We start from the raw sequence: 19,986 nt of genomic DNA on the forward strand, positions 1-19,986 counted from the left end.
CGTGCGGTGCAAGGTCGCCGGTACACCCGCTCAGCAGGAGAGCGAGGTCCCGATCGAGGGGCTGATGACGGACACGCTCACCGGTGACACCGACGCCCGGGTGCATCTCACTCATCTGCTGCACTCCGCCAAGGTGGTGGCGGACGCCTTCGACTGTGTGAACAAGCCGGTGGTCCCCCGGGAGCCGCCCGTCCCGCCGGCGTAGGCACGCCGGCGGGCTTCTCACGGGCGCACGGCGTGCCGACGGCGGGAGGCCGCACACGGTTGCGGTCACGGCCGCACGGCTCACTGGTCGCGGCGGTGCACCGTCGTCACCGCCACCGCGGCCGCCGCCAGTGCCCAGAGCGCGTACACCGTCCACGCCCCGCCGGTCGTCCAGGGGTAGGGGACCGCGCCCGGGTCGTACGGGCTGTCGCCGAGGCGCATCCAGGCCACGTAGGGCATGGCGTGGGCGAGGACGGCCGACCAGTGGCGGTCCTCGCCGAGGACCAGGGGAAGCAGCAGCAGGATCAGGACGCTGCCCACGACCGCTCCCGCGCCGTGCCGGATCAGTGTGCCGAGCGCGGCGCCGACGAGTGCGGCCACCGGGGCGAGCAGCGCCGAGGCGACGACCAGGCGCGGTGCGCCCGGGTGGTCGAGGGACACGCCGGCGTCCTCGGTGGACAGGATGGCCTGGGTGGCGGCGAACGACACCGCGGCGACCACCGCGCCGAAGACGGTCATGACCGCCGCTACGACACAGATCTTGGCCGCCATCACCGACCGGCGGGCGGGACGGCCGCGAACGTGGTGCGGATGAGCCCGGTGCTGTACTCGCCGGTGACGGTGAGCGCGCCGAACGCGCCGGCCGCGAGCATCATCACGGTGCAGGCGTCGGTGGTGAAGGCGTGCATCAGCGGAATGCCGTCGGCGACGAACTTCTCCGCGTACCCCGGCTCGTCCGGCCAGTACCGGACGTTGTCCCACGCCTTGCCCAAGTTGAACGCGAGGACCGCCGACGCGGCGACCAGCAGGCTCCAGCCGGTGGAGCGCAGCGACCACAGTTTGAGCCATTCGGCGGCGGCGAGATCGAGGAAGCGGGGGCCGGGTTCCGCCCTGTGCGGTGCGAGGGCGGTGGTCATCGGGTCTCTCCTGCCGCGTACTCGACGCTGTCGGCGGTGAGTTCCATGAAGGCATCCTCCAGTGACGCGCTGCGGGTGGTGATCTCGTGCAGCAGGATCCGGTGGTCGAGGGCGAGTTCGCCGACGCGTGCCGCCGGCACCCCGGTGACGGTCAGCACGTCGCCGTCCACGCGGACGGTCGCTCCCTCGCCGGTGAGCAGGGCTGCCAGCCGGTCGCCGTCCGGGGCGCGCACGGTGACGCCGGCGCCGCTCCCCCGTGCGGCGAAGTCGGTGAGGCTCTCGGCGGCGATGAGTTCGCCCCGGCCGATGACGACCAGTTCGTCGGCGGTGTGCTCCATCTCGGACATCAGGTGGCTGGAGACGAACACCGTGCGTCCCTCTGCGGCGAGTTCCCGGAAGAGCCCGCGCACCCACTTCACGCCTTCCGGGTCGAGCCCGTTGAGCGGCTCGTCGAAGAGCAGCACCGGCGGATCGCCGAGCAACGCTCCGGCGATCCCGAGCCGTTGCCGCATCCCGAGGGAGTAGCCGCCGATCCGCCGCCGCGCGGCGCCGGCGAGTCCGACCTGTTCCAGGACCGCTCCGACCCGTGCGCGCGGGATGCGGTTGGACCGGGCGAGCGCCGTCAGATGGGCGGCCGCGCTGCGCCCGCCGTGCACCTGGCCGGCGTCGAGCATGGCCCCCACGTGCCGCAGTCCTCGCTGCCTGTCCCGGAAGGGCCGGCCGTCGACGGTGACCGTGCCGGTGGTGGGGGCGTGCAGGCCCAGCACCATCCGCAACGTGGTGCTCTTGCCGGAGCCGTTGGGGCCGAGGAACCCGGTGACCCGGCCCGGACGCACGGTGAACGTCAGGTCCTTCACGGCCGTTGTCCCGCCGTAACGCTTCGTCAGTTCGTTGACCTCGATCATGCGGCCAACGCTCCCCCGGCCGGGCCGTGTCCGGCATCCGACCGGGGCGGGCATTCGCGGAGGCGCCGCGTCGACCGTGGTCGTACACCCGCGGTCCGATGCCCGGCCTGTGGGCTTCCGTCTACGATCACGACATGTCCGCGACACCGCGTTCCCCCTTGTCCGAGGGCACTTGGCCCCCGAAGCCGTGGTGGAACGCGCCGTCCGGCGTCTGGACGGCACTTGCCTGGTGCGCGGGCCTCGTCTTCACGTTCCTCGTCCGGCTCCGGCTGCCCGGCGAGGAGGAGCCCCTGGTACTGGCCGGAGTGGTCTTCTACCGCTGGGACGGCCTGACCTTCCTCGCGCTGGCGACTGCCCTGGCACTGGACGGCAGCCGTCTGCTGAGCCGCCGGCCACTCGCCGCGGTCGGCCGGCTGCTGGCCGCGGCGGTGCTGGGGACGATTCCGCTGAGCGTGGGCGAGATCCCGCTGGCGCAGTTCCTGGCCGTCGACGTCGCGTTGTACTTCGTCGCTGCCGCCCGGTCGCGCCGGACCAGCCGTATCGCCGTCACCATGGCGCTCGCAGTGCTGGCCGGTTTTCTGGCCACGCGGTGGCTGAGCGGCTGGAACACGGGCACCTCCGCCGAGCTGGCGGTGGCCCTGACGGCTGTCGTCGCCTGGCTCATGGGCACGTCCGCGCACGAGTCCCGGGCCCACGCGGAGCAGCTGCGCGAGCGCAGCACGGCCCAAGCCGTCACCGACGAACGGCTGCGCATCGCACGGGAGTTGCACGACATGGTCGCGCACAGCATCGGCATCATCGCCCTCCAGGCGGGCGCGGCCCGGCGCGTCATCGACAGCCGGCCCGAGCGGGCCGAGGAGGCGCTGGGCGAGGTGGAGACCACCAGCCGCGAGACGCTGGCGGGGCTGCGGCGGATGCTCGGCGCGCTCCGGGAAGCGGAACTCGTCGACGGCGGCCGTCGGGACGGGCCGGCCGGGACGCCGGGACTCGCGGACCTGGAGGGGCTGGCGGCCGCCACGACAGCGGCGGGCGTCCGGGTCGAGGTGCGCAGGGTGGGCGGTCAGCGGCCCCTGCCGCCGGAGGTCGACCTCTCGGCGTACCGCATCGTCCAGGAGTCGGTGACGAACGTGGTGCGCCATGCGGGCACCCGTTCCTGCCGGGTGACCGTCGAGCAGCGGGAGGACGAGCTGTCGATCGAGGTCGTCGACGACGGCCGGGGCCACGGCGCGACGGCGGACACCGGGTACGGACTCGTCGGGATGCGGGAACGGGTGGGCCTGCTGCACGGCGACTTCTCCGCCGGCCCGTGCCCCGGCGGCGGGTTCAAGGTCACCGCCCGGCTGCCCGTGCCGGCAGGTGTCCGATGAACATCAGGGTCGTACTCGCCGACGACCAGCCCCTGGTCCGGGCGGCGCTGCGGATGGTGATCACAGAGGCCGAGGGGATGGAGGTGGTCGGCGAGGCCCGTGAAGGCGCGGAGGCCGTCGCGCTGGCCGCGGAGCTGCGCCCCGACGTGGTCGTCATGGACATCCGGATGCCCGGCACGGACGGCATCGAGGCGACGCGTCGGATCGTCGAACGGCTCGAGGGGACGCATGTGATCGTCCTGACGACGTTCGACGACGACGATTGCGTGTACGGCGCGCTGCGCGCCGGGGCGGCCGGTTTCCTGGTCAAGGACATGGCTCTGGACGACATCCTCGCGGCGCTGCGGGTGGTGGCCGGGGGCGACGGTCTCATCGCTCCCGCCGTGACCCGCCGGCTGATCCGCGAGTTCGCCGGGCGCCCCGCAAGCACCGGACAGAAGCGGGAGCTCACCGGCATCACCGACCGCGAACGGGAGGTGCTGACGCTGGTGGGGAGCGGGCTGTCGAACACGGAGATAGCCGAGACCCTGTTCATCAGCGTCGCCACCGCCAAGACGTACGTGACCCGGCTGCTTTCCAAGCTCGACGCCAGGGACCGGGTGCGGCTGGTCATCATCGCGTACGAGACGGGTCTGGTGTCGGCGTCCGGATGAGCTCGGGCCGCCGATGGGAGGGGCGGATGTGCATCAGGGTGGCCCCGGATGCCAGGATGAAATAATGGCCAACAACGTTTTCTTCGACATCACCATCAACGGCGAGCCCGCGGGCCGGATCGTCTTCGAACTCTTCGACGACGTGGTCCCTCGGACCGCCAAGAACTTCCGTGAGCTCGCCACGGGCGAGCACGGCTACGGCTACGAGGGCTCCTCCTTCCACCGCGTCATCCCCGACTTCATGCTCCAGGGCGGCGACTTCACCGCCGGCAACGGCACGGGTGGCCGCAGCATCTACGGCGAGAAGTTCGCCGACGAGAACTTCCAGCTCAAGCACACCAAGCCCGGCCAGCTCTCCATGGCCAACGCGGGACCGAACAGCAACGGCTCGCAGTTCTTCATCACGACCATCGTCACCGACTGGCTCGACAACAAGCACGTCGTCTTCGGCGAGGTCGTCGAGGGCATGGACGTCGTGAAGAAGATCGAGGGCCTGGGTTCGCGCTCCGGCACCCCCTCGGCCAAGATCACCATCGCCAAGTCGGGTGTCGTCGAGGGCTGACCCCTTCACCTACGCCACAGGGCCCGTCGGCGCGTGCCGACGGGCCCTGTGCCGTTCACCTCACGACTCGTCCGGCTCCAGACGCAGTGAGATCGAGTTGATGCAGTACCGCTGGTCGGTCGGGGTCGGGTAGCCCTCGCCCTCGAAGACGTGGCCCAGGTGCGATCCGCAGCGCGCGCACCGCACCTCGGTGCGGACCATGCCGTGGGAGGTGTCGGGTACCAGCTCGACCGCGTCCGTGTCCTTCGGGTCGTAGAAGGACGGCCAGCCGCAGTGGGACTCGAACTTGGTGTCGGAGCGGAACAGCTCCGCACCGCACGCCCGGCACGAGTAGACGCCGGCCGTCCTGGTGTCCGTGTACTCACCGACGAAGGCGGGCTCGGTCCCTGCCTGGCGCAGCACCGCGTACTCGCCCGGGGTCAGTTCCGCACGCCACTGCTCGTCCGGCTTCTCGACGTCGTACGCCATGAAACGCGCCTCCTCAGCTCGACAGGCGGGCCAGGATGTCCGGACCCAGGTCCGTGACGTCGCCCGCGCCCATGGTGAGAACGAGATCACCGGGCTTCGCCATTCCCGCGATCACCTCGGGGACGGCGGCCTTGTCACCGACGGCCGTGACCTCCGCGCCGGCGGCGCGCGCCGCGTCGGTGATCAGCTCGCTGGTGATGCCGGGGATCGGGTCCTCACGGGCCGGATAGATGTCGAGGACGACGGAGGCGTCCGCGAGGGCCAGCGCCTGTCCCATCTCGGTGCCCAGTTCCTGCGTGCGCGAGAACAGGTGGGGCTGGAAGACGACCAGCAGCCGGGATCCGGCGGCCGCGCCGCGCATGGCCTCGAGGTCCGCGGTCATCTCCGTCGGGTGGTGCGCGTACGAGTCGACGACCTGGACGCCCGCCGCCTCGCCCTTCAGCTGCAGGCGGCGCTTGACGCCGGTGTACGCGCCGATCGCGGAGGCCAGGTTGTGCGCCGGGATGCCGAGGGCGACACCGGCGGCGAGCGCGGCCACGGCGTTGAGCGCGTAGTGGCGGCCGGGGACGGAGACCGTGAAGGTGAGCAGGCGGCCGTCGAGCAGGACGGTGACCTCGCTGGTCAGCCCGCGCGGGGTGATCTTGTGGACGCGGACGTCCGCGGTCTCCGACTCGCCGTAGGTGACGATCTTCACCGATGAGCGGTCACGGACCTTGGCCGTGAGTTCGACCGCGCCGGCCTGGTCGGCGGAGATCACCAGCGTGCCGCCGGAGACGATCTTGCCGGCGAAGGTCTCGAAGGATTCGTAGATCTCGTCCATCGAGGCGTAGTTGGCGTGGTGGTCCAGCTCCACGTTGAGGACGATCGCGACCTCGGGGTCGTACTTCTGGAAGCTGCGGTCGCTCTCGTCCGCCTCCGCCACGAAGATGTCGCCGTCGCCGTGCCGCGCGTTGGTCCCGGGCCCGGCGAGGTCGCCGCCGATCGCGTACGAGGGGTCGAGACCCAGCTCGGTGAGGGCGACGGCGAGCATCGAGGTGGTGGTCGTCTTGCCGTGGGTGCCCGCGACGGCGATCGAGCGCAGGCCGGTCATCAGGGAGGCGAGCGCGTCGGAGCGGTGCACGACCGGCACGGACAGCTCGGCAGCGCGCACCAGCTCCGGGTTGTCGGAGCGGATGGCGCTGGAGACGACGACGCTGGTGGCGTCGTCGGCGAGGTGCTCCGCCGCGTGCCCGATGTGCACGGTGACACCGAGGGCGCGCAGGGCCTCGGCGGTCGCCGACTCCTTGGCGTCGCTGCCGGCGACCTTCGCGCCGCGCCGGGCGAGGATCTTGGCGATGCCCGACATGCCGGCTCCGCCGATGCCGATGAAGTGCGGGCGTTCCATCGCGCCAGGGACGGCGGGTGCCATGGTCTTCTCTCCCCAAGATGTACGACTACGTGCGGCTGCCCACCCTATTGCCTGCGGCCTCCGCTCCGGACCCGCTCGCTGCTCACTCGCTGTGCGCGAAGAGCTTGAGCACCGGCACGCCAACCTTGTGCCGGGCTCTGGACGCCCAGTCGCGGTGGAAGAACTCCTCCACGTAGTGCGGCTCGGTCAGAACGATCACCTCGTCGGCGTCCGCCTCTTCGACCACCGACTTCAGCTTGTCCAACGGGTGGTCCTCCACCAGGTGGCCGACCGCCTCGCAGCCGGCCGCGCGCAGGGCGGCGACCGAGTGTTCCAGTGCACGCTGCGCGGGCGCCTTGGCCTCCGCGCCCTCGGGCTCCTCCCCTCCCGTACCGCGTCCTTCAGGTCGCCGACCGCCACGTCGTCGATGGCGCGCAGCAGGACGTCGGCCTGATCACCACGCGGCTGCATCAGCACGATGAACGAGGCGCCTTCCTCTCCGTGCAGCGTGGTGACGAATTCCACGTCCTCCGAAGTCAGGGGCTTCTCGATCATCAATACGCTTGTGAACACCTCAGGAGCCCTTCTGCGGAAACTGCGGAAACCGTCCTTCCCCGTGCCCGCACGGGGTGCGCAATCAAGTGTGCCCGCCGGGGGCTAAGTGGAACGGCAGATTCCGCTAATTGCCCGAAGTCGCCTTCCGAGCCACCTCGGACGGCACCGGCTCACAGCCGCCGGTACCGAGTGAACAGGAAGCCCGCCTCCTCCAGTACGGAATCCAGTGCGAACCGCGTGGGATCCGGCAGCACCGGTCCCCCGGCGATGCGCTGGGCGTCCCCCACCGTCATCGTCGGCGACACCGTCAGGCACAGCTCATCCAGTACCCCGGCTGCGGCGAACTGACCCAGCATCCTCGGGCCGCCCTCCGTCAGCAGCCGCACGAGCCCGCGCTCCGCGAGCGCGTGCACCGCCCTGGCCGGTTCCACGCCCGGCCCGTCACCCGCGACGACGACCTCCGCTCCGGCCCGCTCCGCCGCCCGGACGCGCTCCGGGGAGGCCGCCGCTCCGGTCAGCAGCAGCGTCGGCACCAGCGGCTCGGTGAACAGCGGCAGCGAGAAGTCGAGATTCAGCGAGGCGCTGACCACGGCGATCGCCGGAGCGGGGCCCTGACCCGCGGCGGCCCTGCGCGCGGCGAAGGCGTCACGGGCGCGGGCGGGCCGGTAGCCCTCCGTGCGCACCGTCTCCGCGCCCACCACCACGGCGTCGGCCAGACCCCGCAGGGTTCCGAAGATCCGCATGTCGGCGTCGGAGGAGATCGGCTGCGAGCGGCCGTCGTGCTGGGCCGCGCCGTCGAGGGAGGAGACCATGTTCGCGCGCAGCCACACGCCGGCGCCGGCGCTCCGCGCCTCGGCCGCTCCCGGTCCGGGGCTGCCGTGGGTGTCCCCCTCGCCGCCCGCGGCGAGGCCCCGCTCGGGGTACGCGTAGGCGTCGGCGAGGTCGTCCAGCGACCACTCCCGGTCGCCGGCTGCGGTTGTCTGGTCGGTCACAGGGAACAGGCGTCGCATACGGTGCAGTCTGGCACGCGGACCCGGCCCGGCCGGGGCGGCCGGGGCCCCGGCCGAGATCCGCGGAGCGGGCCCTTAGAGTTGGTTACTGTGCCGACCAGCCCGATGACCGAAGCCGTTCCCCTGTCGCTGTGCGCCCGTGAGCCGCATGTCCCGGCCGACCGCCTGGTCGCCGAGATGGTGCCGCCGCCGCGCTTCGACTCGGTCCGCTTCGAGACGTACGTGCCCGACCCGAACCAGCCCAGCCAGACCGAGGCGGTCAGGGTGCTGAGCGACTTCGCCGCGGGCCTCGGCACGGCGCGCCCCGCCGGCGGCGGGAAGCGGCGCTGGTTCGCCAGGAAGGCGGCGGCGGCCCCGGCCGGCCCCCGCGGTGTCTACCTCGACGGCGGGTACGGCGTCGGCAAGACGCACCTGCTCGCGTCCCTGTGGCACGCCACCCCGGCGGATGCCTCGCTCAAGGCGTTCGGCACGTTCGTCGAGCTGACCAACCTCGTCGGGGCGCTCGGCTTCCAGCAGACCGTGCAGACCCTGAGCGGGCACCGGCTGCTGTGCATCGACGAATTCGAACTGGACGACCCGGGCGACACCGTCCTCGTCTCCACGCTGCTCGGCAGGCTGGTCGACGCCGGCGTGGCGCTGGCGGCGACCTCCAACACACTGCCGGGCAAGCTCGGCGAGGGACGCTTCGCGGCAGCCGACTTCCTGCGGGAGATCCAGGGCCTGTCCGCGCACTTCCGCCCGCTGCGGATCGACGGCGAGGACTACCGTCACCGCGGGCTTCCCGAGGCCCCTCCCCCGTACTCGGACGAGCAGGTCACCAAGGCCGCGTACGCCACGAAGGACGCGTCACTCGACGACTTCCCGAATCTGCTGGAGCATCTCGCGAAGGTGCACCCCAGCCGCTACGGAGCGCTGACCCACGGGCTGCGGGCCGTGTGCCTCACCGACGTCCGGCCCGTGCCCGACCAGTCGACCGCACTGCGGCTGGTCGTGCTCGCCGACCGGCTCTACGACCGGGAGGTGCCGGTACTCGCCTCCGGCATGCCGTTCGACAAGCTCTTCAGTGACGAGATGCTGAACGGCGGCTACCGGAAGAAGTACTTCCGGGCGATCTCCCGGCTCACCGCGCTGGCACGCGACGCGAAGCCCTTGGTGGCGCAGTAGGTTGGGGCCGTAACCCGATCTGAAGGGAACCATCATGGCCACCACGCGTCAGGCTCACAACGTCTGGGAAGGCAGTCTCCTCGAGGGCAAGGGTGTCGTCACCCTCGACTCGTCCGGCATCGGCGAGTACCCCGTCAGCTGGGCAGCCCGGACCGAGCCCGCCGAGAGCGGCAGGACCAGCCCGGAGGAACTGATCGCGGCCGCGCACTCCAGCTGCTTCAACATGGCCTTCTCGCACGCCCTCGCCGGCGCCGGCAACCCGCCGACCCGCCTGGAGACCAAGGCCGAGGTGACCTTCCAGCCGGGTGAGGGCATCACCGGCATCCACCTCACCGTCGAGGGCCAGGTTCCCGGCCTCGACGAGGCCGCCTTCGTCAAGGCCGCCGAGGACGCCAAGGCGAACTGCCCGGTCAGCCAGGCCCTGACCGGCACGACGATCACCCTCTCGGCGTCGCTCGTCTAACACACCGACACCTCGAGGCACAGGGGCCCGCACGGTTACATGTCGGGTTTTCTGCGTGATACACACGTGCGGGTCACCTGTCCTCCCCCATCGCCTTCGGCATGGGGGTGCCCCCAACAGGGAGTTGCCTCATGTCTGCAACACGACGTCAAGTCCTGGCCGGAACCGGTGCGGTCGGCGCCGGGATCCTCTTCAGCGGTGCGTTCTCCGAGCTCTTCGCCGGCACCGCGGCCGCTCGTGGACACGACGGATACGGCCCGCTCGTGCCCGACCCCGACGGTCTGCTCGATCTGCCCAGAGGCTTCCGCTACAAGGTCCTGTCCCGTGAGGGCGAACCACTGCTCTCCGGCGAGGGACGCGTCCCCGGCAACCACGACGGCATGGCCGCGTTCGCCGGCCGCCGTGGACGGATCCACCTCGTCCGCAACCACGAGAACCGGCACACCGGCAAGATCGGCGTGCCCACCGTCGCGGGCCTGACCTACGACCCGGCCGCCAAGGGCGGCTGCACCGTGCTCGAACTGGACAGCCGGGGCGACGTCCGCTCCGAGCGGGTCGCCATCGCCGGCACCGCCGTCAACTGCGCGGGCGGACCCACCCCGTGGAACACCTGGCTGACCTGCGAGGAGAACGAGGACCGGGCCGGCACCAACGGCTACACCAAGGACCACGGCTTCATCTTCGAGGTCGACGGCGCCGATCCGCACCGCACCGGCGCCGTGCCGCTCACCGCGATGGGCCGCTTCCAGCACGAGGCGATCGCCGTCGACCCGCGGACCGGGATCGTGTACGAGACGGAGGACGCCTTCCAGCGCCCCTTCGGCCTCTTCTACCGTTTCCTGCCGAACAAGCCGCTGGGCGGCACCGGTTCGCTCCGCGCGGGCGGCGCGCTCGAGGCGATGCGCGTGCCCGGCGTGCCGGACCTGTCGCAGATCCAGGAGACCGGCGCCTCGTTCGACGGGGTCGAATGGGTGCCCGTGCCGGACAGCCAGGCGAAGGAAACGCCCATCAGGCTCCAGGACTTCGGGCCCAAGGGCATCACCCACGCGCAGAAGCTGGAGGGCTGCTACTGGGGCGGGAGGTCGGTGTACTTCGTGTCCAGCTACGCCCGCAGCTCGGAGGGGTCCGCCGGAGACCACTTCGGCCAGGTGTGGAAGTACGAACCGCACCGGCGGCGCCTCACCCTGGTCATCGTCTTCGGCCCCGACACGGACGTGCAACTGCCCGGCGAGTCCCCCGACAACATCTGCCTGGCGCCCAGCGGCGGCCTGATGGTGTGCGAGGACGGCGGCGGCGAACAGCACGTGTACGGCGTCACCCGACGCGGCAAGGTCTACCCGGCGGCCAGGAACGCGCAGAACATCGGAACGCCGGAGGACCCCGAATACGGCGAGTTCGCCGGCGTCGCGTTCTCACCGGACGGGGAGACGATGTATGTGAACTGCTACACGCCCGGCACGACGTTGGCGGTCACCGGACCGTGGTCCTGAGCGGCCCGTTCCCCGGCCCTGAGCGGGGCTGAGGCCGCCGTGGTCAGTCCGGTGGCGGCAAGGACTGTTCGGTCCACAGGACCTTGCCGCCGCCGGCGTAGCGGGTGCCCCAGTTCCCGGCGAGTTCCGAAACGATGTACAGCCCCCGCCCGCCCTCGTCGACCGTGCGGGCGTGACGCAGGTGCGGGGAGACCGAACTGGCGTCGTGCACCTCGCAGGTGAGCGTGTCGCCGCGGATGATCCGCAGGCGCAGCGGCGGCGTGCCGTAGCGCACGGCGTTGGTCACGAGTTCGCTGACGATCAGCTCGGTGCCGAAGGTCGTCTCGTCGTCGACGCCCCAGGCGCCGAGGAAATCACGGGCGAAGGTCCTCGCGAGGGCGGGTGCCGTCGGCTCGTGCGCCAGTTCCAGCTCGGCCACATGGTCGGCGACGACACTGCCCGTACGCGCGAGGAGCAGTGCCACCCCTTCGGGGTCCGCGTCCGCCGGCAGGGTGTAGGCGACGGCGTCGCAGAGTTCCGCGAGGTCGTGGTCCGGATGGGCGAGGGCCTTCCTGGCGGACCTCGCGAGGGTCCCGTCGTGATCGAGCCCGCCGGTGAAGAAGGCGAGCAGGCTGCCCGCTTCGAGAGTGACGGTGGTGACCGGGCACGGCGCGGTGTCGAAGGAGCCGAGTTGCGGCCCCTCGGCCACGTCGGGTGTCGAGGCACTGCCGTCCGGACGGACGACGAGCGGCGCCGGGTGTCCGGCGCGTGCGACGGTGCAGACGCGGGTGAACGGGTCGTACACGGCGTAGGTGCAGGTGGCCGTCAACGGCTGCCGGTGCAACGGGTCCCCGGGCGGCAGCGCCGCGCGTTCCCTGGCCAGCCGGTTGGCGGTGTCGTTGAGCCTGGCCAGCAGCTCGTCGGGCTCGAGGTCCAGGGCGGCGAGCGCGTTGATGACCATACGCAACTGGCCCATCGCCGCTGCGGCCTCGATGCCCTCCCCGCTGACGTTGCCCACGGCCATCGCGGTCCGGGCCCCGGACAGGCCGATCGTGTCGAACCAGCAGCCGCTCCTGTGCCCGGACAGGTACAGGTGCGCGGTCTCGACGGCCGGTCCCGCGGTGGTCCTCGGCGGCAGCAGGCGGCGTTGGACGGTGGAGGCGACGGTGTGGTCGTACTCGTACCTGCGGGCGTTGTCGATGCTGAGCGCGGTGTGGGCGGCAAGGCTGAGCACCAGTGCCCGGTCCGCCTCCTCGAACGGCTCGGCGTCGTCGCAGCGGTAGAGGGTGACCAGCCCGAGCGGGGCGCCGCGCACCGACAGAGGCGCCACGATCATGGAACGGGCGCGGGACGCGCGGATCGCCCGGGCCAGGCCGGGGTCCGCCCTCAGCCAGGGCGCGTCCCGGTCCAGGGCGACGAGCCGCGGCTGGAAGTCGGCGAGCACCCTGCCGTACGGCGTGAGGTCGGCCAGGCCCCGTACGTCGCCCACGGGCCGCGCCGGCACCGCGGCCTCGTCGCAACTGCGGAAGGCGGCCCGTCGCAGCGGCACGTCCCGCTCCGGCGGACCGGCGAGGGGGACGGTGCCGCGCAGTACGTCGTCCAGCACGTCGACCACGGCGATGTCGGCGTACGCCGGTACGACGGCGCCCGCGAACGCCTCCGCCGTCGCCGTCACGTCCAGCGTCCGGCCCACGGCCTCCCGCACCGCGGCGAGGGCGGCCTTGCGCTTGCGTGCCTTCTCACGCTGGGTGACATCGGACATGCAGGCCAGCACCCGCCCGAGTGGACGCCCGCGGGAGTCGTCGAGGCGGTGGGCCTCCATGAGGAAGCTGCGCGCGGGGCCCTCCTCGTCGACGCGGCGCCCGCGGAACACCTGCTCCGTCGCCGGCCTGCCGCTGATCAGCACTTCCCGGAGCAGGCTCTCCACCACGTGCGGCTCGTCGAGCCGGTAGACCTCGGTGAACGGCCGGCCAAGGAAGGCGCCCGCCACGTCCGCCGCCGCGTCCGGGCCGTCGGCCCGGACCACGGTCAGCTGGTCGTCGAGCACATGGAGGGCACCCGCCGATCTGGCGAACAGCACCTCCAGAAGGGCCGCGGCAAGGGTGTCCTCCGCGGGTGCGGCGTGGCGCGGGACGTCGGCATCCGACACGGTTTCACCACCTTCGGACGCTGCTCACGACAGCGCGGCCTGCTCTGCGGGTCCGGTCCACGCCAAGCTAGACGCATTCACCGGGCCGAGCACCTTTTGCCCTGCCCCCCAGCATGCGCCGTGGCCGCGGGGGTGGTCACGGCGCCGCCGGCGCGCCAGGCGGCGATCACGCAGGGCTACCGGCCGTGATGACCTGCGATCACTCGACGACGATCTCGACCGGCAGGTTTCCGCGGGTCGCCTTCGAGTAGGGGCAGTAGGCGTGGGTCTTCTTCAGCAACTCCTGGCCGACCTCGCCCTGAAGGTGGTCGGGAAGCTCGACCCGCATGATCACGGACAGACCGAAACCGCCGTCGGTGTCCTTGCCGATGCTGACCTCCGCGGTCACGGAGGCGTCCTTGACGTCGATCTTCTCCTGGCGGCCTATGGCACCCATCGCGCTGGCGAAGCAGGCGGCGTACCCGGCGGCGAAGAGCTGCTCGGGGTTGGTGCCCTGGCCGTTGCCGCCGAGGGCCGCGGGGAAGGCGAGCGGGAGGTCGATCTGGCCGTCGGAGCTGACGGCACGGCCCTCGCGGCCGTTGGCGGTGGCGACAGCGGTGTAGATGGCGTCCATGGGGTGCATCCCTCTTCGTCGTGGTCGGGAACCGATGACCCGAATCAAAGCACACAATTAAATTGAGCACAACTTAATTGGTCGCGGCTTGGTAGAGTGGGGGCATGGAGAAGACACTGGCGGACGTCCCGGACGAGGACTTCCTCCGCCTCGAACACCAGATCTGCTTCTCGCTGCATGCCGCGTCCCGGGCGTTCAACGGCGTCTACCGCACCGTCCTGAAGGACCTCGGCCTCACCTACCCGCAGTACCTGGTGATGCTCGTCCTCTGGGAACACGGCGAACTGCCCGTCAAGGAGATCGGCGAACACCTGCGCCTGGACTCCGGCACGCTGTCACCCCTGCTGAAGCGCCTCGAATCAACGGGCTACGTGGAACGCCGGCGCAGCACGGAGGACGAACGCTCGGTGACGGCCCGGCCGACGGAGGCGGGCCGTGCGCTGCGCGAGAAGGCGCTCGGCATGCCGCGGCGGATCGCGGAGGCGACGGGACTGACGCCGGCACGGATCCGCGCGTTGCGCGAGGAGCTGGACGAACTGACACGAACGCTGGACGCGGCGGGCGCGTGACCGGCACGCGTGACCGGCATCTCGAACGCCGGACGGGCCGAAGTTGCCCGGCAACTTCGGCCCGTCCGGCGTTCGAGGACACCCCGCGCAGCGCGGTAGGGGTCTCCGCCTTCTACTTCACCGAACCCGCCATGACCCCCTGCACAAAGTGCCTCTGGAACGCGAAGAAGACGACCAGCGGCACCACCAGCGACAGGAACGCCCCCGGCGCCAGCACGCCGATGTTGCTGCCGAACTGCCGCATCTGGGACTGCAGCGCCACCGTCAGCGGCTGCGACTCGCTGTCCGCGAAGAGCAGCGCGACGAGCATGTCGTTCCAGACCCAGAGGAACTGGAAGATCGCCAGGCTCGCGATGGCCGGGCGGCCCAGCGGCAGGACCAGGCGGGAGAAGATCCGCCACTCCCCGCCGCCGTCCATCCGCGCCGCCTCCAGCATCTCCCGCGGGATCTCCGCGAAATAGTTGCGCAGCAGGAAGATGGCGAACGGAAGCCCGTAGGCGACGTGGAAGAGGATGACGCCCGCGACCGTGCCGAACAGCCCGACCGCGCCGAACAGTTTGGCCACCGGCAGCAGACCGATCTGCACGGGTACCACCAGCAGGCCGACGACCACGAGGAAGACCGCGTCCCGGCCGGGGAAGTCCAGCCAGGCGAAGGCGTATCCGGCGAGCGCCGCGATGCCGACGACCAGCAGGGTGGCGGGGACCGAGATCAGGACGGTGTTCCAGAAGGCCGCGGCGATGCCGGAGTCCTCGAAGAGCGCGGTGTAGTTGTCGAGGGACAGCTGCGAGGGGTCGGTGAGCGCCGTCCACCAGCCGTCGGACGCGTTGTCACGTTCCGACCGCATGGAGGAGAGGAACAGTCCCGCCAGCGGGGTGATCCAGATGAGTGCGACGACGATCAGTACGGCCTGGACGGCTCCGCTGCCCAGCCATTTCGCGAGCCGGCCCCGGCGTCGGGGGCGTCCGGGCGGGGAGGGCCGGACGGGCCGGGCCGCGGCGGCCCGCTCCGCGGGCGGGCGCTCGACGGTGGTGCGGGCGCTCATGATCGGCTCCTTCTGAAGCGCCGGACGTTGAAGATCATGGCCGGTACGACCAGCAGGAGCAGCAGGACGCTCAGGGCGCTGCCGAGCCCCTGGTCGTTGCCGCCGCCGAAGGACACCAGCCACATCCGGGTGGCCAGCACATTGGCCTCTTCCTGGACCGGTCCGGGCGCGATGATGTAGACGAGGTCGAAGACCTTCATCACGTTGATGACCAGCGTCACGAAGACGACCGTGAGCACGGGCGCCAGCAGCGGCACGGTGATCCTTCGGAAGATCTGGCCTTCGGTGGCGCCGTCCATCCGGGCCGCCTCCAGCGCGTCGCGCGGGATGGCGGCGAGCCCGGCGCCGATGAGCACCATCGCGAAGCCGGTCCACACCCACAGGTAGGCGCCGATGATGGCCGGGGTGACGAGCGCGGGGCCGAGCCAGTTGACGCCCTGGTAGGGGGCGGCGAAGTTCGAGGCGGGCAGCCGGACGGTGTACTCGCCGTCGGCCAGGCCGTCGAAGCGGAAGGACCCGTCGGCGGCGGTCGTGGCCGTGGCGGCGACCTTGCCGTCGTGGACGGCTTCGACGGTCATGCCGGGCAGGCCCTTCTCCGCCGGATCGACCTTGCCCTGCGTGCCACCGCCGCCCGGTACGAAGTCGAGGTAGGCGACGCCGCCGACCCCGTCCCCGCCGGCCGGCGCCTTGGCGGGCCGTGCGTCCGCGGGGACCGCGTCGGGTGCGACGCCGACGAAGCCGAGGCTGACCGGGCTGCCGGGGCGGACGGTGCCCTCGGTGCTGTACGGGCCGCCGGCCTTACCGGTGAGGCCGGACTGCTCGCGGACGCGGGCGGTCGGGTAGGCGGCCGGGTCCTCGAACGCGTCGTGGGCGGCGACGACCACCGCGTTGAGGACGCCGCGGTCCGGGTTCTGCTCGTAGGCGAGCCGGAAGATGATGCCCGCGGCGAGGAACGACACGGCCATGGGCAGGAAGAGCACCAGCTTGAAGGCGGTCGCCCAGCGGACCTTCTCGGTGAGGACGGCCAGCATCAGGCCGAGGCCGGTCAGCAGGACCGGTGCCACCACGACCCAGATGGTGCTGTTGCGGATGGCTTTGAGGGTGGCGGGGTCCTGGAAGATCTCCGTGTAGTTCGCCGCGCCGACGAACTGCTCGCCGCTCGCGTCGAACAGGCTCCGTCCGACGGAGAAGAGGACGGGGTAGACGACCAGCGCACCGAGCAGCAGCACGGCCGGCAGGACGAACAGGACCGCGAGGCGGCGTTTTCTGCGCTGGGCCCGGCGCCGCGCGTCGAGCGCGGCACCGGCCTTGGGAGCGCGGGCCCGGGGGGCCCGTCCCTTGAGTGTGTCGGCCATGGCGACTGCCTCAGTTCCCGTACGCCTTGGCGGCCGCGGCCTCGAGCTTCGCCGCGGTGGCCTTCGGGTTCGACGGGTCGCGCAGGAAGTCCTGGAGGAGCTTCCACTCGCCCGCGCCCTTGGTGCCGCCGAACGCCGCGGGCGCCTGGTCGGACATGTCGAAGCGGACCGAGTCGCCCGCCCCGACGAGGGACTCGGCGGTGGAGCGGGTGGTCTCGTCGACGTAGGCGTCGAGGCTGACGTCCTTGTTGGGCGACAGGAACCCGCCGGCGCCGGCCCAGATCTCGGCCGCCTCCGGCGTGGCGAGGAACTCCAGGAGCTTCATGCCGGCCTTGCCGTTCTTGCCGTCCTTGAGGACCACGGCGGCGTCGCCGCCGCTGACGACCGGGGCCTCACCCCCTCCGACGGCGGGGAACGGGAAGAAGGCGGCGTCCTCGCCGAGCTTGCGGCCGAACTCGTCCTTGGCTATGCCGCCGACGAAGTCTCCCTCGTAGACCATGCCCGCCTTGGGTTCGGGGCCGAAGACCTGCTCGACGGAGGACGGGAAGTCGGTCTGCAGCGCCGCCTTCGCGCCGCCCGCGACGAGCTGGTCGTCCTTGAACAGTTCACCGAGCGTGGTCAGCGCCTTGACGACGCTCTCGTCGGTCCACTTGAGCTCGTGCCGTGCGAGCTGGTCGTACTTCTCGGGTCCGGCCTGGGAGAGGTAGATGTTCTCGAACCAGTCGGTCAGCGTCCAGCCGTCCTCACCGGCGACGGAGAAGGCGGGCTTGCCGGAGTCGGCGAGTGTGCGGCCTGTCTTGAGGAGGTCCTCGTAGGTCTTGGGGGCGCTGACGCCGGCCTGGGTGAACGCCTCGGGGCTGTACCAGACGGTGGACTTGTGGGCGGCCTTGAAGTAGAGGCCGTAGTACGTCTTGTCGACCGTGCCGTAGTTCTTCCACACCGGGGCGAGGCCCGCGGTGGCCGTCTTCGCGGTCTTGTCGGACAGCGGCTCGAGCCAGCCTTCCTTCGCGAACTGCTGGAGGACGCCGACCTGGGGCACCATCACGACGTCCGGTGCGTTGCCGCCCTCGATCTTGCTGCCGACGAAGGTGGAGACGTTGTCACCGGAGGGCACGAAGACGGTCTTGGCGCCGGTCTTCTCGCTGAAGGCGTCCAGCACCTTCTTGAAGTTCTTCTGTTCGCTGCCGGTCCAGACGCCGGCCACGGTGACGGTCTGGCCGCTGAGCTCGCCGCCGCTCGCGGTTCCGGTGGTGCCGCCGCAGGCGGTGGCGCCGAGGGCGAGGCCGAGCACCGCGGAGGCGGCGGCCGTCGTACGCCGGGTGGTGGTGCTGCCGATTCGTCGCATGGTGAGTCCTTCCGGGGGAGAGCGGGGGTCAGGAAGCGGGGTGGTCGCCGGTCCACCAGGCGGCGGTCGCTCCGGGGAGCACTCCGTCCGGGCAGGGACCACTGGACAGCAGGGGTGTTCCGGTCACGGGCGCGGGTACCGGCTCGGTGCCGAAGTTGACCGCGCAGATCAGGCCGTCGCCGCGGGCCATGGCGAGGACCTGCGGGGGTGCGTCCAGCCAGCGCAGCGCGCCCTCGCCCAGCTGTGGGAGGGAGCGGCGCAGTTGCAGGCCGTCGCGGTACAGGTGCCAGAAGGAGCGGGTGTCGGCCAGGGCCCGGTCGGTGGCGTGTTCCGCGAACCACTCGGGCTGCGGGAGCCACGGCCGGGCCCCGGCCGCGCCCTGGCTGAAGCCGAACGGGGAAGCGTGGCCGGACCAGGGCAGCGGGACCCGGCAGCCGTCGCGGATGCGCTTGCGGCTGCCGGTGCGGTGGAAGATCGGGTCGGTGAGCACCTCGTCGGGCAGGTCGAGCACCTCGGGCAGGCCGAGCTCCTCGCCCTGGTAGACGTAGGCGGCGCCGGGCAGCGCGAGCATCAGCAGGGCGGCGGCGCGGGCGCGGGCGGCGCCGAGTCCGCTGGCCTCGACGCCGGGCTCGCCGGCGTAGCGGGTGACGGTGCGGACCTGGTCGTGGTTGTTGAGGACCCAGGTGACGGTCGAGCCGGTGCCGGCGATGTCGCGTATCGCCTCGTCGATCGTCGAGCGGAAGGCGTCGGCGTCCCAGGGGGCCGACAGCAGGTCGAAGAAGAAGGCCTGGTGCAGTTCGTCGGGGCGGACGTACTCGGCGTGCTCACGGGCGGTGGGTACGGAGACCTCGCCGACGAGCAGCCGGTCGTGTCCGTCACGCGCTGCGTACTCCTCGCACACCGACCGCCAGCGGCGCCACACGTCGTGGACCTCGGGCTGGTTCCAGGCCAGCGGGTTGACCGAGTCGCGGGCGCGCTCGTCGGCGAACGGGTCGTCGGAGTCCGGGAGCGCGGGGTGTTTGAACAGCCCGGCGGCGACGTCGATGCGGAAACCGTCGACACCGCGGTCCAGCCAGAAGCGCAGCACCTGCTCGAAGTCGTCGCCGACGGCCGGGTCGCGCCAGTTGAGGTCGGGCTGCTCAGGGGTGAAGAGGTGGAGGTACCACTCCCCCGGTGTGCCGTCGGGTTCGGTGACACGGCTCCAGGCGGGGCCGCCGAACATGGCACGCCAGTTGTTGGGCGGCTCGGACCCGTCGGGGCCGCGGCCGGGCTCGAAGTGGAAGCGGGAGCGGGCGGCGCCGCCGGGGCCCGCGGCGAGCGCCTCACGGAACCACGGGTGCTCGCTGGAGCAGTGGTTGGGGACGATGTCGAGCAGCAGTTTCAGTCCGAGGCGGCGGGCGTCGGCCACCAGCCGGTCGAACTCGGCGAGGTCGCCGTAGACGGGGTCGACGCCCTGGTAGTCGGCGACGTCGTAGCCGTGGTCGTGCTGCGGCGACGGGTAGAAGGGGCTGAGCCAGATGCCGTCGACGCCCAGCTTCCGTAGGTAGGGAAGCCCGGCCCGGACGCCGGCCAGGTCGCCGATGCCGTCCCCGGTGCTGTCGAGGAAGCTGCGGACGTAGACCTGGTAGATCACCGCGTCGCGCCACCACGGGTCAGGTGTGGAGGCAGGGCGGGAGGGCCGGCCGATGCCGGCCGGAAGCGTGCTGAGCATCTCGCGTCGACCTGTTTCTGCTGAATGCGAGAGCGCCCCGGACCGGGTGCGCTGTTATGCATGCATGTTAAGTAG

20 protein-coding genes and 1 pseudogene are annotated in these 19,986 nt (G+C 71.4%); 8 read left to right on the plus strand and 13 right to left on the minus strand.

Annotated features, from left to right (window positions below; all coding sequences use genetic code 11):
- Position 1: 1 nt before the first annotated feature.
- The gene (locus GLX30_RS08075) at positions 2–205 is read left to right on the plus strand and encodes a hypothetical protein (protein ID WP_159685365.1); all 204 of its coding nucleotides are present in this window, start codon (positions 2–4) and stop codon (positions 203–205) included.
- Between the two features lie 80 nt (positions 206–285).
- Here the strand turns inward: GLX30_RS08075 and GLX30_RS36105 are convergent, their stop codons facing one another.
- From GLX30_RS36105 to GLX30_RS08085, 3 genes are read right to left on the minus strand one after another with little or no spacing between them, the layout of a single operon-like run.
- A complete protein-coding gene (locus tag GLX30_RS36105; protein ID WP_347879699.1) occupies positions 286–756 on the minus strand; it encodes a hypothetical protein in 471 nt (156 codons plus the stop codon).
- A complete protein-coding gene (locus GLX30_RS36110; protein ID WP_347879700.1) occupies positions 756–1,121 on the minus strand; it encodes a hypothetical protein in 366 nt (121 codons plus the stop codon). Before GLX30_RS36110 ends, GLX30_RS36105 begins: the two co-directional genes overlap by 1 nt.
- Entirely contained in the window at positions 1,118–2,026 is a 909-nt protein-coding gene (locus GLX30_RS08085) for an ATP-binding cassette domain-containing protein (RefSeq protein ID WP_159685368.1), read from the minus strand. The genes GLX30_RS36110 and GLX30_RS08085 overlap by 4 nt, the downstream gene beginning before the upstream one ends.
- 134 nt (positions 2,027–2,160) lie before the next feature.
- On the opposite strand from GLX30_RS08085, the gene GLX30_RS08090 reads away from it, so the two are divergent.
- The 3 genes from GLX30_RS08090 (at position 2,161) to GLX30_RS08100 (ending at position 4,608) form a co-directional block, all read left to right on the plus strand.
- Positions 2,161–3,393, plus strand: coding sequence for a sensor histidine kinase (locus tag GLX30_RS08090; RefSeq protein WP_159685371.1), 1,233 nt, complete (start codon positions 2,161–2,163; stop codon positions 3,391–3,393).
- A complete protein-coding gene (locus GLX30_RS08095; RefSeq protein ID WP_159685373.1) occupies positions 3,390–4,046 on the plus strand; it encodes a response regulator transcription factor in 657 nt (218 codons plus the stop codon). Before GLX30_RS08090 ends, GLX30_RS08095 begins: the two co-directional genes overlap by 4 nt.
- Positions 4,047–4,110: 64 nt before the next feature.
- The gene (locus GLX30_RS08100; RefSeq protein ID WP_159685376.1) at positions 4,111–4,608 is read left to right on the plus strand and encodes a peptidylprolyl isomerase; all 498 of its coding nucleotides are present in this window, start codon (positions 4,111–4,113) and stop codon (positions 4,606–4,608) included.
- Between the two features lie 60 nt (positions 4,609–4,668).
- Here the strand turns inward: GLX30_RS08100 and msrB are convergent, their stop codons facing one another.
- From msrB to GLX30_RS08120, 4 genes and pseudogenes are all read right to left on the minus strand, one after another.
- A complete protein-coding gene (msrB, locus tag GLX30_RS08105) occupies positions 4,669–5,076 on the minus strand; it encodes a peptide-methionine (R)-S-oxide reductase MsrB (protein WP_159685378.1) in 408 nt (135 codons plus the stop codon).
- A gap of 13 nt (positions 5,077–5,089) precedes the next feature.
- Positions 5,090–6,484 carry a UDP-N-acetylmuramate--L-alanine ligase gene (gene murC, locus GLX30_RS08110; RefSeq protein WP_159685381.1) on the minus strand — a complete coding sequence of 465 codons (1,395 nt, stop codon included), beginning with the start codon at positions 6,482–6,484 and terminating at the stop codon, positions 5,090–5,092.
- Positions 6,485–6,566: 82 nt separating this feature from the next.
- Positions 6,567–7,036: pseudogene (locus tag GLX30_RS08115) on the minus strand (indole-3-glycerol phosphate synthase).
- A 152-nt stretch (positions 7,037–7,188) separates the two neighbouring features.
- Complete coding sequence (locus tag GLX30_RS08120) at positions 7,189–8,028, minus strand: pyrimidine reductase family protein (RefSeq protein WP_159685385.1); 840 nt, start codon at positions 8,026–8,028, stop codon at positions 7,189–7,191.
- A 105-nt stretch (positions 8,029–8,133) separates the two neighbouring features.
- Between GLX30_RS08120 and zapE the strand changes: the two genes are divergently transcribed.
- From zapE to GLX30_RS08135, 3 genes are all read left to right on the plus strand, one after another.
- Positions 8,134–9,192, plus strand: coding sequence for a cell division protein ZapE (gene zapE / locus GLX30_RS08125; RefSeq protein WP_159694923.1), 1,059 nt, complete (start codon positions 8,134–8,136; stop codon positions 9,190–9,192).
- A 34-nt stretch (positions 9,193–9,226) separates the two neighbouring features.
- Positions 9,227–9,655, plus strand: a complete 429-nt coding sequence (locus GLX30_RS08130) for an OsmC family protein (RefSeq protein ID WP_159685387.1) — start codon at positions 9,227–9,229, stop codon at positions 9,653–9,655.
- 131 nt (positions 9,656–9,786) lie between these two features.
- Positions 9,787–11,145 (plus strand): alkaline phosphatase PhoX, encoded by a 1,359-nt coding sequence (locus GLX30_RS08135; RefSeq protein WP_159685389.1) that lies wholly within the window; start codon positions 9,787–9,789, stop codon positions 11,143–11,145.
- Between the two features lie 43 nt (positions 11,146–11,188).
- On the opposite strand, the gene GLX30_RS08140 is transcribed toward GLX30_RS08135, so the two are convergent.
- Together GLX30_RS08140 and GLX30_RS08145 are read right to left on the minus strand one after the other, a co-directional pair.
- The gene (locus GLX30_RS08140) at positions 11,189–13,273 is read right to left on the minus strand and encodes a SpoIIE family protein phosphatase (RefSeq protein WP_159685392.1); all 2,085 of its coding nucleotides are present in this window, start codon (positions 13,271–13,273) and stop codon (positions 11,189–11,191) included.
- 199 nt (positions 13,274–13,472) lie between these two features.
- On the minus strand, positions 13,473–13,886 hold the full coding sequence (locus tag GLX30_RS08145) for an organic hydroperoxide resistance protein (protein WP_159685394.1): 414 nt from the start codon (positions 13,884–13,886) through the stop codon (positions 13,473–13,475).
- A 104-nt stretch (positions 13,887–13,990) separates the two neighbouring features.
- Between GLX30_RS08145 and GLX30_RS08150 the strand changes: the two genes are divergently transcribed.
- Positions 13,991–14,455: a MarR family transcriptional regulator gene (locus GLX30_RS08150; protein ID WP_159685397.1), complete on the plus strand. Its 465-nt coding sequence runs from the start codon at positions 13,991–13,993 to the stop codon at positions 14,453–14,455.
- A 112-nt stretch (positions 14,456–14,567) separates the two neighbouring features.
- Here the strand turns inward: GLX30_RS08150 and GLX30_RS08155 are convergent, their stop codons facing one another.
- From GLX30_RS08155 to GLX30_RS08170, 4 genes are read right to left on the minus strand one after another with little or no spacing between them, the layout of a single operon-like run.
- Positions 14,568–15,500, minus strand: coding sequence for a carbohydrate ABC transporter permease (locus GLX30_RS08155; protein WP_159685399.1), 933 nt, complete (start codon positions 15,498–15,500; stop codon positions 14,568–14,570).
- Positions 15,497–16,855 carry an ABC transporter permease subunit gene (locus tag GLX30_RS08160; protein ID WP_159685401.1) on the minus strand — a complete coding sequence of 453 codons (1,359 nt, stop codon included), beginning with the start codon at positions 16,853–16,855 and terminating at the stop codon, positions 15,497–15,499. Before GLX30_RS08160 ends, GLX30_RS08155 begins: the two co-directional genes overlap by 4 nt.
- Positions 16,856–16,865: 10 nt before the next feature.
- Positions 16,866–18,200 carry an ABC transporter substrate-binding protein gene (locus GLX30_RS08165; protein WP_159685404.1) on the minus strand — a complete coding sequence of 445 codons (1,335 nt, stop codon included), beginning with the start codon at positions 18,198–18,200 and terminating at the stop codon, positions 16,866–16,868.
- 28 nt (positions 18,201–18,228) lie between these two features.
- Entirely contained in the window at positions 18,229–19,911 is a 1,683-nt protein-coding gene (locus GLX30_RS08170; protein ID WP_159685406.1) for a glycoside hydrolase family 13 protein, read from the minus strand.
- Between the last annotated feature and the right edge of the window lie 75 nt (positions 19,912–19,986).

The sequence above is a fragment of the Streptomyces sp. Tu 2975 genome (assembly GCF_009832925.1).
Lineage (GTDB): Bacteria > Actinomycetota > Actinomycetes > Streptomycetales > Streptomycetaceae > Streptomyces.

What these genes read in the sequence shown, in the direction of transcription:
- msrB (WP_159685378.1), bottom strand. Translation starts at nt 5,076, where the DNA reads ATGGCGTACGACGTCGAGAAGCCGGACGAGCAGTGGCGTGCGGAACTG.
- zapE (WP_159694923.1), top strand. Translation starts at nt 8,134, where the DNA reads ATGACCGAAGCCGTTCCCCTGTCGCTGTGCGCCCGTGAGCCGCATGTC.
- GLX30_RS08085 (WP_159685368.1), bottom strand. Translation starts at nt 2,026, where the DNA reads ATGATCGAGGTCAACGAACTGACGAAGCGTTACGGCGGGACAACGGCC.
- GLX30_RS08155 (WP_159685399.1), bottom strand. Translation starts at nt 15,500, where the DNA reads ATGAGCGCCCGCACCACCGTCGAGCGCCCGCCCGCGGAGCGGGCCGCC.
- GLX30_RS08130 (WP_159685387.1), top strand. Translation starts at nt 9,227, where the DNA reads ATGGCCACCACGCGTCAGGCTCACAACGTCTGGGAAGGCAGTCTCCTC.
- GLX30_RS08160 (WP_159685401.1), bottom strand. Translation starts at nt 16,855, where the DNA reads ATGGCCGACACACTCAAGGGACGGGCCCCCCGGGCCCGCGCTCCCAAG.
- GLX30_RS08120 (WP_159685385.1), bottom strand. Translation starts at nt 8,028, where the DNA reads ATGCGACGCCTGTTCCCTGTGACCGACCAGACAACCGCAGCCGGCGAC.
- murC (WP_159685381.1), bottom strand. Translation starts at nt 6,484, where the DNA reads ATGGCACCCGCCGTCCCTGGCGCGATGGAACGCCCGCACTTCATCGGC.
- GLX30_RS08170 (WP_159685406.1), bottom strand. Translation starts at nt 19,911, where the DNA reads ATGCTCAGCACGCTTCCGGCCGGCATCGGCCGGCCCTCCCGCCCTGCC.
- GLX30_RS08090 (WP_159685371.1), top strand. Translation starts at nt 2,161, where the DNA reads ATGTCCGCGACACCGCGTTCCCCCTTGTCCGAGGGCACTTGGCCCCCG.
- GLX30_RS08150 (WP_159685397.1), top strand. Translation starts at nt 13,991, where the DNA reads ATGGAGAAGACACTGGCGGACGTCCCGGACGAGGACTTCCTCCGCCTC.
- GLX30_RS08100 (WP_159685376.1), top strand. Translation starts at nt 4,111, where the DNA reads ATGGCCAACAACGTTTTCTTCGACATCACCATCAACGGCGAGCCCGCG.
- GLX30_RS08135 (WP_159685389.1), top strand. Translation starts at nt 9,787, where the DNA reads ATGTCTGCAACACGACGTCAAGTCCTGGCCGGAACCGGTGCGGTCGGC.
- GLX30_RS36110 (WP_347879700.1), bottom strand. Translation starts at nt 1,121, where the DNA reads ATGACCACCGCCCTCGCACCGCACAGGGCGGAACCCGGCCCCCGCTTC.
- GLX30_RS08095 (WP_159685373.1), top strand. Translation starts at nt 3,390, where the DNA reads ATGAACATCAGGGTCGTACTCGCCGACGACCAGCCCCTGGTCCGGGCG.
- GLX30_RS08145 (WP_159685394.1), bottom strand. Translation starts at nt 13,886, where the DNA reads ATGGACGCCATCTACACCGCTGTCGCCACCGCCAACGGCCGCGAGGGC.
- GLX30_RS08165 (WP_159685404.1), bottom strand. Translation starts at nt 18,200, where the DNA reads ATGCGACGAATCGGCAGCACCACCACCCGGCGTACGACGGCCGCCGCC.
- GLX30_RS36105 (WP_347879699.1), bottom strand. Translation starts at nt 756, where the DNA reads ATGGCGGCCAAGATCTGTGTCGTAGCGGCGGTCATGACCGTCTTCGGC.